The sequence below is a fragment of the Pseudomonas sp. FFUP_PS_473 genome, assembly GCF_002858665.1.
In the GTDB taxonomy this organism is placed as follows: Bacteria; Pseudomonadota; Gammaproteobacteria; order Pseudomonadales; family Pseudomonadaceae; genus Aquipseudomonas; species Aquipseudomonas defluvii.
Genome location: NZ_PJQQ01000046.1, coordinates 21086 through 31690, shown reverse-complemented (window position 1 = coordinate 31690; position 10605 = coordinate 21086). Strand labels below are relative to the sequence as shown.

Genomic DNA, 10605 nt, shown 5'->3' with positions numbered 1-10605 from the left:
GAAGCAGTTGAACACCTGGGTCAGTTTTCAGTCGGCAGAACAGCCTCTACTGGGTCAGTTTTCGGTCAGCGGCAACAACCATTGCCTTGTGAGCGGTTTTTCTCAGACCAGACGACCTTGAGCGCCTCCTCAATGGTACTGCTCAGAATGTGTTCAAAATCGTCTTGGTCAATGGCAAGGGCTGTTTCCTTGTTCCAACCGCTCTGAAACATCATGAACATGAGGATTGCCGTCATGTCCACAATGTTTGGATAATAGAGGCTGAGTACATCGTCAACGTTAAGCAACTGTACTGAACGGCCATCAGTGCGGTTCGCGGTTGTCAGGCGATGAATGATGATTTTGATTACGTCATCGCAGCCTTCTTCAATCACTGTGGTCTTGGAGTGGCGATATTTATCATATAGTACTTTTTTGTCGAAGCCGAAAGGGTAGTTGTGGGTGATGAAGGTCTTTATTGCACGCGCGTAATCTATCCTCCACTGCGCAAAGCCGCCAGTATCAAAAGGATCTTTTTCGCCAGGGAGGACATAGTTGCAACTGTCGCGCGCGTAAATGTCTCGGAATTTTTTGAGAGCATCTTTATCCGTGGCTAACGAGCGAAGTTCGGCATCGTTGCAGTTAGCGAGGCGAGCGCGAAATTGGGGGGATTTGGCTTTCCTATCGCCTGTGACTATATAGCAGTGCCATTCGAACATTCTGCGCTTCGTTGGCGCGGGACGCACCACATCTAAGATCTCGGCGGCAGTGTATGGCTGGGCGCCTTCGACCTCCCGCCTGAAATCAAACTTCCTGTTCAGCGTTGCCAAGTGACCTTGAAATGCCTTTACGAAGTTATCGAATCCTTCACGAGAGAGCGGGGGGGTTCCCTTGCTTCTATTGGTCGGAACAGTCGGCAGCAGCAAGCGGGGTAGCTCACCCGTTTCGTCAGCGACGGCTTTACAGGCCGCCTTAAACTTCTCGGCTGTAGCAATCGGAATGTCTTTGTCCCGCAGGTATTCCATGTAACCGTAGAAAACTTCGCCCGAGAGGTCGACGAATTTTTTGATGTGCAGAGGCGTGGGGTTAAGAGCGTTATGCTTTTTTACGTAATCGAGCATATGCTCGATGCCTGAGCGCAAAAGATAGCCATTGGAGTGCGTACGGTCTGGTACGTAATTGATGAAAACGAAGTGGAGCTTTTGGCACAAGTCCGAGTTTGGGCACCAATGCTCGCTCTGCATGTAGCGGCATGGAATCTCGACATCGTTTGATGAAACGACGCGTGGAATTGACTCACCGTCGTCGATCACGGCCTCGGGCGGATTGATTGGGCCGAGATCATCGCCTTTGGGGTCAAAGGCTTCGCTTTCCAAGGCTGCTTCGTTTTCACTGGCTGTCATGATTGGTCTTCTTCTTTTTATTGTTTGTTCTTGTTGTTCTTAGGGTGTGTTGCTTTGTCGGTTGCTTGTGGTCTGTCGCCATGCGTGCTGGACGGCTGCCTGTAGGTCATCCAGGGAGCCCGCGTTCGTTATAAGAAGGTCGTCGGGTACTTGGGCAATGCCACGCTCAGACGAATGTGCGTTCACCTTCTGAAGGTTTGGGCGAACGATGTGCCAAATCAGGCCATTGTGCTCACGAAGGAAGGCGGCTTCGTTTTCGAAGCGGATGTCCTTGAAGATCACGGTCGTAGCATCAGCAGGGATCTTGCTGCGCGGCTTCAGCTGCTCGACAGGGCGCTTGGCGCGACGTGTGTCGTAGTCCGGGTACAAGGCGTATGCATGGCCTTTGAGTAGATCGATGGCTTCAGCAGGTGAAAGCCCCCAGGTGGGATCTTGGCTGGTCAGAAGCTCTGGGTCTGAAAGCTGCTCGTCGCTGAAGTCAAAGATGGCTCGGGCGGCTAGGGTAAACGGGGTATCGTTTGGCTTTGAGGGTGAGGCCTTGTTCGCACCGGTCTGTGGCGTCTCAGGTGGATTGATTTCGCGTTCCGCTCGGATCAGCCAGTGGTCTGGGTTATGATTGCGCATCCATTCGGTACCAACCGTCTGGAAGAATTCTCTTGGAGAGCGGCCCCACAGATCGATGGGCTGCTCCTTGATGTCATCGCACCATGTCTCGTCTTCGGTGAGACCAAACAGCGCCTGGCAGCCAAGCTTGAGAGGATCGGCAAGCGCATAGGCAGCAACCCCTGGGTAGCTCAGCAACATCGTAGCTACGGTGTCCTTACCTGACCGAGCTAGGGCTGCGAGGCCGATGATTGTTCGCATGTCGTACTCCCCGTTTGCTGTCCGCACCCTTGTGTTTACTGGGCTTCAAGGGCGTTTACGTTTTAGAGAAAGGATTATAACCCTACTGTGTTTACGTTTGGTGAAAACCGAAAACAAGATGCGACCTACGCTTATCAGGGTGGCGGTCGCGGCTTGTCGCTAGAGCGCATTGCCACGCTTGAGCAGTTCGTTCAGGGTGAGTTGCGCCCTGACCTGACCCTGGTGTTCGATCTGCCGGTGGAGGTTGGCCTGGCGCGCGCTGCCGCGCGTGGCCGTCTCGACCGCTTCGAGCAGGAGGGGCAGGCGTTTTTCGAGGCTGTGCGTCAGGCTTATCTGGCGCGTGCCGAGGCCACGCCTGCGCGTTATCGCCTGATCGATGCCGCCTTGCCGCTGGAGCAGGTGCAGCGTGCCATTGATGCCTTGCTGCCTGAAATCCTGGAGCGTTGCCGTGGCTGAGGCCTACCCTTGGCAGGACGCGCTGTGGCAACAGTTGGCAGGGCGTACGCAGCATGCTCATGCCTACCTGCTGCACGGTCCTCAGGGCATCGGCAAGCGGGCGTTGGCCGAGCGCCTGATGGCCTTGCTGTTGTGCCAGCGTCCCAAGGGGCTGCAGGCCTGCGGTGAGTGCAAGTCATGCCTGTTGCTGGCGGCTGGCAGCCATCCGGACAACTATGTCCTGGAGCCGGAAGATACCGACAAGCCGATCAAGGTCGATCAGGTGCGTGACCTGGTGTCGTTCATCGTCCAGACTGCCCAGTTGGGTGGTCGCAAGGTGGTGCTGATCGAGCCGGTAGAAGCGATGAACATCAATGCGGCCAACGCCCTGCTCAAGAGCCTTGAGGAGCCGTCCGGCGATACCGTGTTGTTGTTGGTGAGCCACCAGCCCAGCCGGCTGCTGCCGACCATCAAGAGCCGCTGCCTGCAGCAAGCTTGCCCATTGCCGGGTTTCGAGCAGAGCCTGGCCTGGCTCGGCAAGGCGTTGCCCGACAGTGACGAGCAAGAGCGCCTGGAGTTGTTGACCTTGGCTGCGGGCTCGCCGCTTGCGGCTGTCGGCTTGCAGGCACAGGGCGTGCGCGAGCAGCGTGCGCTGGTGGTCGACGGGGTGAAGAAGTTGCTCAAGCAACAGTCGTCGCCCAGCCAGCTTGCCGAGGCCTGGAGCGCGGTGCCGCTGTTGTTGCTGTTCGACTGGTTTTGCGACTGGTCCAACCTGGTCCTGCGCTACCAGTTGACCCAGGATGAGGAGGGGCTTGGCCTCGCTGACATGCGCAAGGTGGTGCAGTACCTTGCGCAAAAAAGCAGCCAGAGCAAGGTGCTGGAAATTCAGGACTGGATTCTTGCCCAGCGCCAGAAGGTGCTGGCCAAAGCCAATCTTAACCGCGTGTTGCTGCTCGAGTCCTTGCTGGCCTCATGGGCGATGCTTACGGCTCAGCGCTGAGCGCCGATTTTTCAATTACTTCTGTGTAAAGACCTCATGCTTGTAGATTCCCATTGCCACCTCGACCGTCTCGACCTTACCGCCTGCCAGGGCTCTCTGGATGCTGCCCTGGATGCTGCCAGGGCGAGGGGGGTTGGGCACTTTCTGTGCATTGGCGTCAGTGCGGAGAATGCCGCAGCGGTGAAGGCAGTCACTGAGCGCTACGGTGATGTCGACTGTTCGGTAGGGGTTCACCCACTAGACCTGGCACCCGGTGCCGAGCCGGCCCTGGACTGGTTGCTGCAGGAGCTGAATCACCCCCATGTCGTGGCGATCGGTGAGACCGGCCTGGATTATCACTACGAGCCTGAAGCTGCCGAGCTGCAGCAGGACTCTTTTCGCCTGCACCTGGATGCCGCGCGTATCACCGGCAAGCCGGTGATCGTGCATACCCGTGCGGCGCGCGCTGATACCCTGGCACTGCTGCGTGAAGCTGCATTGCCGCAGGCTGGCGTGCTGCATTGCTTTACCGAGGACTGGGACATGGCCAAGGCTGCGTTGGACCTGGGTTTCTACATTTCCCTTTCCGGCATCGTCACCTTCCGTAATGCGGATGCCTTGCGCGATGTCGCACGCCAGGTGCCGGTCGATCGCCTGCTGGTGGAAACCGACTCGCCGTACCTTGCGCCGATTCCATACCGCGGCAAGCCAAACCTGCCGCAGTATGTGCGGGAAGTGGCGGAGTTCGTTGCCATGCTGCGTGGGGAAACCTACGAGCGGCTTGCCGAGCAGACTACAGCTAACTTCAAGCGCCTGTTTCCATTGGCGCGTGTCGCCAAGCACTGAATCGCAGGCAAAAAAAACCCGGGTTCTGGGGGGTGAATCCGGGTTAAGACCATTAGGAGTAAAACAAAGGTACTCAATCCTTTCGCACCTTTATCAGCGCGACACTTGGGGGGGGGTATGCCGCGCTAACAGTTCAAGTATTGGTCAGGATTGGCGCTATTCCACTGCAGGTTGGTCGATTTTTAAACAAATTTGGAATACGCGTGGGGTTGTTGAGCACTCATTGCTCTGCAAGCCGGCTTACCAAGGCCAGTGTTTCGTCGATCACGCGCTTATCTGTGTAAAAATGTGGGGAAAAGCGTATACCCGGTCCTCGCGGTATGCAGGCGACCTGTTCGGCTTTGAGTGACTGGTACACCTGCGCATGTTCCTGGCCATCGATGCTGAACGAAACAATCCCGGCGCGGCGGGAGGGCTCCAGTGGGCTGTGCAGGCGCACGCCGGGGATGGCGGCAAGCCCATTGCTCAGCCATTGCACGCGTTCTTCGATGGCGCTGGCCACGCGCTCCATGCCCACTTCTTCCAGCAACGACAGGCTGGCCTCCAGGGCCACAGCACCGAGCATGTTCGGGCTGCCACATTCAAAGCGCCGTGCACTGCGCGCCGGTTCCCAGGTGGTACGGTTGTAATCACCCATATGTTCAAGCATATGCCAGCCATACTCGCTGAGCTCCAGCTGTGGCCGAATTTCGGCGCGGCAGTAGAACACCCCGAGCCCCTCCGGGCCGAGCATCCACTTGTGGCCGTCAGCCATGGCAAAGTCGCAGTCATAGGCCTGGACATCAAAGGGCAGGGCGCCCAGTTGCTGAATGGCATCGATGCAGAACAGCACGTTGCGCTCGCGGCAGCCGCGCCCCAGGCGCGTAAGGTCCAGGCGAAGCCCGCTGGCGAACTGCACGGCACTGATTGCCAGTAGCCGCGTGCGCGCATCACAGGCCTCCAGCAGGTCGCCTTCCGGGTCGTGGCCCTTGAGGCTGACTTGTCGGACCTTCACGCCTTGGTTGGCCAGCGCCTCCCAGACCACCCGATTGGAAGGGAACTCCTCATCGCTGATGACGATTTGATCGCCAGCCTGCCAGTCGAGGCCGAAGGCGACGAACGACAGTGCTTCCGAGGTGTTTTTGACCAGCGCGATATCATCCGTCGACGGTGCGTTCGTCAGGCGCTTGAGCCGTTCGCGAAGTCTCTGCTCCATGGCCATCCAGTCTGGATAGTCGCGGGCGCCGATCAAAACGTTCTCGTTGGCGAAGCGTGAGACCGCCTCGCTCGCGCGTTTTGGCCAAGGGGCGACGGCGGCATGGTTCAGATAGCGGAGGCCGTCAGCGTGTGGGAACTCATCATGAAACATAGACATGGTTGGATGATCCGTGCATTTTGGCGCAAGTTAGGCATAATACCTGGCTTCGATTTTGATCCAGTCCTTCTTATGCAGAAAGAACCTCGTAAGGTCCGTGAGTTTCGTCGCCGTGAGCAAGAGATTCTCGACACCGCGCTCAAGCTGTTTCTCGAACAGGGTGAAGACAGTGTCACCGTCGAGATGATCGCTGATGCTGTCGGTATCGGCAAAGGCACGATCTACAAGCACTTCAAGTCCAAGGCGGAGATCTACCTGCGCCTGATGCTCGACTATGAGCGCGATTTGAACCAATTGCTGCACTCTGCCGACGTCGACCGCGATAAGGAAGCCCTGTCGCGTGCCTATTTCGAATTCCGGATGCGTGATCCGCAGCGCTACCGGTTGTTCGACCGCCTGGAAGAAAAGGTGGTCAAGGGCAATCAGGTGCCGGAGATGGTCGAGGAGCTACACAAGATCCGCGCATCCAACTTCGACCGTCTGACCCTGTTGATCAAAGGGCGCATCAGTGAAGGCAAGCTTGAGGATGTCCCGCCATACTTCCATTACTGTGCCGCCTGGGCGTTGGTGCATGGTGCCGTAGCGCTCTATCACTCGCCGTTCTGGAGCAATGTGCTGGAAGATCAGGAAGGCTTTTTCCAGTTCCTGATGGATATCGGTGTGCGTATGGGCAACAAGCGCAAGCGTGACCCCGAAGCCTCCGGTAACTGAGCCGCTCGGCAGAGCTTTAGTGCTACTGGCGTGAGTCACTCGGGAATATACTCGAGGATGAGGCTTGCAAATACCTGATTTTTGAGTCAGGTTTTGCAAGCCAACTTCATTCGTGCCGGAGTCATCATGATCGTCGATCATCAAGGCAGACGCTTTCGCAATTTGCGTGTCAGCCTTACTGCCGCCTGCAACTACGCCTGCACCTATTGTGTGCCGGACGGCAAGCGGCTGGTCGCGGCTCAGGATGAGCTGTCGGCTGAGGCAATGGCGCGTGGTGTTGCCTACCTGATCGAGGCGGCCGGTATCGAGCGCCTGCGCATCACGGGCGGGGAACCGCTGGTCAGCCCGAAACTTGAAGCCTTTCTCAAGGCCGTTGCCGGTTTCGGCCTGGATGAAATCAGCCTGACCACCAACGGCCAATTGCTGGCGCGCAAGCTGCCGTTGCTGATAGAGGCCGGAATTGCGCGGCTTAACGTCTCCCTCGATACCCTGAATGCCGAAGCCTTTCGCAGCATCGCGCGTGGCGGCGACCTGGCCACTGTGCTCGACGGCATGCGTCAAGCCAGCGCTGCGGGAATGAAGATCAAGGTCAATATGGTGCCGCTGAACGGGCAGAACCTTGATCAGGTGCTACCGCTGCTGGATTACTGCCTGGAGCACGGCTATGAGCTTCGCTTCATCGAGTTGATGCGCATGGGGCATCTGGCGCGCGACAGTAATGCCTTCTTGCAGCAGTTTGTTGGCCTGCAGCAGTTGCTGCAGGTAATTGGTGAGCGTTACGAGTACTTGCAGGCCGATGCGCCGGTCGATGCGACCGCCTTGCGCTACTGCATTCCCGGCCAGGGCTTCTTTGGTGTGATTGCCAATGAAAGCGTGCCGTTTTGTCGTACCTGCTCGCGTTTGCGGTTGTCGTCCACAGGCTGGTTGCATGGCTGCCTCTCTTCCAGCAATCGTCACTATGTCGGTGATCTTCTGGACAAGCCGCGCCACCAGGCGCTTCCCGCGTTGCAGGGCTTGCTGGTCAAGGCATTGGCTGACAAGCAGTCGGTGGCCTTCTCCGGTGGTGCAACAGTGATGAAAATCATCGGCGGTTAACCCGGTCCTTCGGGAGCTGGCGCAAAATCTGCATCTGCCGACTATTCGCCGGTTTTCCGTCGCCGGCCATTGGAGGAAAGATGCGTAGCCTGGTTGTGCTGCTGGCGCTGACGGCGCTGAGCGGCTGCATGAATGTCAGCGATATGGGCGAGGGTGCCCGTTACCATTTGAGCGATGCCGGCTTGCTCGACCACAGTGAGACTCGGCGCTCGATGTCATTGCGGCTGCAACCCGACTCGTTTATCTATATCGGTCAGGGGGCGTTCGTACCGCCTGGCGGCGCTTACCCGCGCCCTAACGTTGTGGCTGAAGAGGCGTTCAAGGGGTTCATTGAGTACTTCCCGATGGTGCGTCGTGCTCAGGGGCCGTTGGGGCTCGAAGACGCGTTGAATGAGGCGCGGTCAGTGGGGGCGCATTACCTGTTGTATGCACGCTTTGCCAAGGCCGATGACCGTATTGGCAATGGCGACGAATGGTATGACCAGCAGGCGGTCGATCGTCTGGGGATCGACACCGGTGTGATTCAGTTGATGTTGATCGAAACCAATACCCGCTACTTGATCGATACGGCTCGGATCAAGAGTCGTGGCGGTTTGCTGACGTTCCACGACAATAAACCGGAAGATTTGCTTGCCCAGCCGCTGGAAGACTACGCTCGCAGCCTGTTGGGCATGAGTCTTTGAGGAAGGGATGATGGACGGTACCGGCAAGGCTAACGATTTATTGGCGCAGATCCCCAAAACAGAAAAGGGGCTGCCACCGGTGCATCTGTGGAATCCGGACTTCTGTGGCGATATCGACATGCGTATCGCCCGTGATGGCACCTGGTACTACATGGGTACCCCGATCGGTCGCAAGCCGATGGTTCGGTTGTTCTCGACCATCATCCGTCGAGATGGCGATGACTACTTCCTGATTACGCCGGTAGAAAAGGTAGGTATCAAGGTTGACGATGCGCCTTTCGTTGCTGTCAGCCTGGAGGTGCAGGGGAGTGGCGAGCAGCAACTGCTGCGCTTTACCAGCAACGTCGACGAGCAGGTCGATGCCGGTGCTGAGCACCCATTGCGTTTTGAAATTGACCCGCTAACGCAGGAGCCTTCGCCCTACGTACACATGCGCAGCAACCTTGAAGCGCTTATCCACCGCAATGTGTTCTACCAGTTGGTGGAGCTGGCGGTGCATCGGCGGATTGATGAGGAAGACTGGCTGGGTGTGTGGAGTGGGGGGCGTTTCTTCCCGATCGGTCGAACCTGATAGCGCGGTCGTTCAGCACATTGATTGTCAGTATGGATTGTCAGTGTGCTGAAACGAAAAAAACCTCCAGTGCTTGCGCAACTGGAGGTTTTTCATATGTTTGGCTCCGCGACCTGGACTCGAACCAGGGACCCAATGATTAACAGTCATTTGCTCTACCGACTGAGCTATCGCGGAATCTGTGGCGTATCTTACTGATTGCTAAGGGGAAGTCAAGCTTTTGCTAACTTCCCCTTGGCAAAAAACAGCTTACAACACCTCGACGATTGCCTTGGTCACCACGTGAATGTTGCTCTGGTTCAGCGTGGCGACGCAAATGCGGCCGGTATCCAGGGCATAGATACCGAATTCGCTCTTCAGGCGGGCAACCTGCTCAACTGTCAGGCCGGAGTAGGAGAACATCCCGCGCTGGCGACCGACGAAGCTGAAGTCGCGCTTGGCGCCGTACTCGGCCAGCAGTTCGACCATCTGCTTGCGCATGCCGTGGATGCGCTGGCGCATTTCACCCAGCTCGGCTTCCCACATGGCACGCAGTTCCGGGCTGTTGAGCACGGCGGCGACGATGCTTGCACCGTGAGTCGGTGGGTTGGAGTAGTTGGTGCGAATAACGCGTTTGACCTGCGACAGTACCCGCGCGCTTTCTTCCTTCGACTCGGTCACGATGGACAGTGCGCCAACGCGCTCACCGTACAGCGAGAACGACTTGGAGAACGAGCTGGAAACGAAGAAGCTCAGGCCCGATTCAGCGAACAGGCGCACAGCAGCGGCGTCTTCGGTGATGCCGTCGCCAAAGCCCTGGTAGGCCATGTCGAGGAATGGCACGTGACCTTTGGCCTTGATGACCTCCAGGACGTTTTTCCAGTCTTCTGGGCTCAGGTCGACGCCAGTCGGGTTGTGGCAGCAGGCGTGCAGGACGATGATGGAACCCGACGGCAGGGCGTTCAGGTCTTCCAGCATGCCGGCGCGGTTTACGTCATTGGTGGCGGCATCGTAGTAACGGTAGTTCTGTACCGGGAAACCAGCGGCTTCAAACAGCGCGCGGTGGTTTTCCCAGCTTGGGTCACTGATGGCGACGACAGCGTTTGGCGACAGTTGCTTGAGGAAGTCGGCACCAATCTTCAGTGCGCCGGTACCACCGACGGCCTGGGTGGTGATCACGCGGCCAGCGGCCAGCAGTGGCGACTCGGCACCGAACAGCAGCTTCTGTACCGCCTGATCGTAGGCAACAATGCCGTCGATTGGCAGGTAGCCGCGGGAGGCGTGCAGGGCTGCGCGTTGGGTTTCGGCTTCGATGACCGCGCGCAGCAGTGGAATGCGCCCCTCTTCGTTGCAGTAGACCCCTACACCCAAGTTGACCTTGTTGGTGCGGGTATCGGCGTTGAATGCTTCGTTGAGGCCCAGAATGGGATCGCGTGGTGCCAGCTCGACAGCGGAAAACAGGCTCATTATTACCTTGGCTCTGAATGGAGGGTGAAAGAGGTCGCACGCTCCAGTCGGATGCACTAGAGCGGTGCATAAACGGGGAGTCAGTATAGTGATACCCATCGGTCACGGCGACAGCCTGACGCAGCTTTTCCTGCTGTTTGGCCGATTATTTTTTTACCGTTAGTCGATTTACCGGGTTGAATGCAGGAAAAGCACCGCATGTCAGGTTGAAACTGGCGTCAGGTGCCCTTCATTCGGTA

General features: G+C 57.7%; 10 protein-coding genes, 1 tRNA gene and 1 pseudogene. 7 read left to right on the top strand and 5 right to left on the bottom strand.

The genetic code is table 11. The features are described 5' to 3' along the window. Positions 1–65 precede the first annotated feature (65 nt). Positions 66–1382 carry a hypothetical protein gene (locus CYD26_RS22475; RefSeq protein ID WP_102053707.1) on the bottom strand — a complete coding sequence of 439 codons (1317 nt, stop codon included), beginning with the start codon at positions 1380–1382 and terminating at the stop codon, positions 66–68. A 39-nt stretch (positions 1383–1421) separates the two neighbouring features. Then, complete coding sequence (locus tag CYD26_RS22470; protein ID WP_256588061.1) at positions 1422–2246, bottom strand: deoxynucleotide monophosphate kinase; 825 nt, start codon at positions 2244–2246, stop codon at positions 1422–1424. Positions 2247–2351: 105 nt separating this feature from the next. Between CYD26_RS22470 and CYD26_RS22465 the strand changes: the two are divergent. From CYD26_RS22465 to CYD26_RS22455, 3 genes and pseudogenes are all read left to right on the top strand, one after another. Beyond that, a pseudogene (locus CYD26_RS22465) lies at positions 2352–2702 on the top strand (dTMP kinase); the annotation flags it as partial. Further along, the gene (locus tag CYD26_RS22460) at positions 2695–3681 is read left to right on the top strand and encodes a DNA polymerase III subunit delta' (protein ID WP_102053704.1); all 987 of its coding nucleotides are present in this window, start codon (positions 2695–2697) and stop codon (positions 3679–3681) included. The pseudogene CYD26_RS22465 and the gene CYD26_RS22460, both read left to right, overlap by 8 nt. Positions 3682–3717: 36 nt before the next feature. Further along, complete coding sequence (locus tag CYD26_RS22455; RefSeq protein WP_065761318.1) at positions 3718–4506, top strand: TatD family hydrolase; 789 nt, start codon at positions 3718–3720, stop codon at positions 4504–4506. A 220-nt stretch (positions 4507–4726) separates the two neighbouring features. Here the strand turns inward: CYD26_RS22455 and CYD26_RS22450 are convergent, their stop codons facing one another. Beyond that, positions 4727–5860 (bottom strand): aminotransferase class V-fold PLP-dependent enzyme, encoded by a 1134-nt coding sequence (locus CYD26_RS22450; protein WP_102053703.1) that lies wholly within the window; start codon positions 5858–5860, stop codon positions 4727–4729. A 72-nt stretch (positions 5861–5932) separates the two neighbouring features. On the opposite strand from CYD26_RS22450, the gene CYD26_RS22445 reads away from it, so the two are divergent. The 4 genes from CYD26_RS22445 to CYD26_RS22430 all read left to right on the top strand — a co-directional run bounded on the left by CYD26_RS22445 (position 5933) and on the right by CYD26_RS22430 (position 8920). Then, positions 5933–6571: a TetR/AcrR family transcriptional regulator gene (locus tag CYD26_RS22445; RefSeq protein ID WP_065761482.1), complete on the top strand. Its 639-nt coding sequence runs from the start codon at positions 5933–5935 to the stop codon at positions 6569–6571. Between the two features lie 126 nt (positions 6572–6697). Then, complete coding sequence (locus CYD26_RS22440) at positions 6698–7666, top strand: GTP 3',8-cyclase MoaA (protein ID WP_102053708.1); 969 nt, start codon at positions 6698–6700, stop codon at positions 7664–7666. 80 nt (positions 7667–7746) lie between these two features. Further along, positions 7747–8349 carry a DUF4823 domain-containing protein gene (locus CYD26_RS22435; protein WP_065761483.1) on the top strand — a complete coding sequence of 201 codons (603 nt, stop codon included), beginning with the start codon at positions 7747–7749 and terminating at the stop codon, positions 8347–8349. Between the two features lie 10 nt (positions 8350–8359). After that, complete coding sequence (locus tag CYD26_RS22430; protein WP_099775453.1) at positions 8360–8920, top strand: DUF1285 domain-containing protein; 561 nt, start codon at positions 8360–8362, stop codon at positions 8918–8920. Between the two features lie 101 nt (positions 8921–9021). Here CYD26_RS22430 and CYD26_RS22425 read toward each other — a convergent pair. Beyond that, a tRNA-Asn gene (locus CYD26_RS22425) sits at positions 9022–9097 on the bottom strand. Between the two features lie 72 nt (positions 9098–9169). Beyond that, positions 9170–10366 (bottom strand): amino acid aminotransferase, encoded by a 1197-nt coding sequence (locus CYD26_RS22420; protein ID WP_065761485.1) that lies wholly within the window; start codon positions 10364–10366, stop codon positions 9170–9172. Positions 10367–10605: the final 239 nt, after the last annotated feature.